Below are 855 nucleotides of genomic sequence, written 5' to 3'. Positions count from 1 at the left end.
TCCCACTTGTCCTGCGTCAGCAGCTTGCGCTCGACCACCACGATCTGGTGCAGCGACTTGCCGCTCTTGTAGCCTTCGCGCGCGATCTCGGCGCATTGCTTGTAGCCGAGCAGCGGCTTCAGCACGGTCACAATGCCGAGCGAGTTCAGCACCATGTTGCGGGTGTGGTCCTCATTGGCGGTGATGCCGACGACACAGTTCTCGCGCAGGCTGTTGACCGCGCGCTCCATGGTGCGGATCGAGAAGAACAGCGCGAACGAGATCACCGGCTCCATCACGTTGAGCTGGAGCTGGCCGGCGGAAGCGGCGAGCGTCACCGTGGTGTCGAGCCCGATGACGAGGAAGCTGGTCTGGTTGACGACCTCGGGGATCACGGGATTGACCTTGCCCGGCATGATCGAGGAGCCCGGCTGGAGCTGCGGCAGGTTGATCTCGTTGAAGCCGGCGCGCGGGCCCGAAGCCAGCAACCGGATGTCGTTGCAGATCTTGGTGAGCTTGCTTGCGGTGCGCTTGAGCACGCCGGAGAGCTGCACATAGGCGCCGGTGTCCGAGGTCGCCTCGACGAGGTCGCCGGCGAGAATGAAGTCGACGCCGGTCAGCGCGCTCAGATGCCGGACGGCGAGCTTGGGATAACCCTGCGCAGCGGTGACGGAGGTGCCGATCGCGGTTGCGCCGAGATTGATCTCGCGCAGCAGCGCCCGCGCCTCGGAGATACGATCGACCTCCTCGCCCATGGTGGTGCCCCAGCCGCGGAATTCAGCGCCGAGCGACATCGGCACGGCGTCCTGAAGATGCGTACGGCCCATCTTCAGCACGCGATCGAACTCCCTGCCCTTGGCGAAGAACGCCTCCTGG

1 protein-coding gene is annotated in these 855 nt (G+C 65.3%); it reads right to left on the bottom strand.

Going from position 1 to position 855, the window contains the following annotated elements:
* The coding region (locus AC1D00_RS43375) for a lyase family protein (RefSeq protein ID WP_477014962.1) at nt 1-855 on the bottom strand (855 nt) is incomplete at both ends.

It is taken from the genome of Bradyrhizobium sp. P2_E8 (assembly GCF_056403875.1).
The sequence above is the reverse complement of the archived record's forward strand: the minus strand, read 5'-3'. Positions and strand labels throughout refer to the sequence as shown.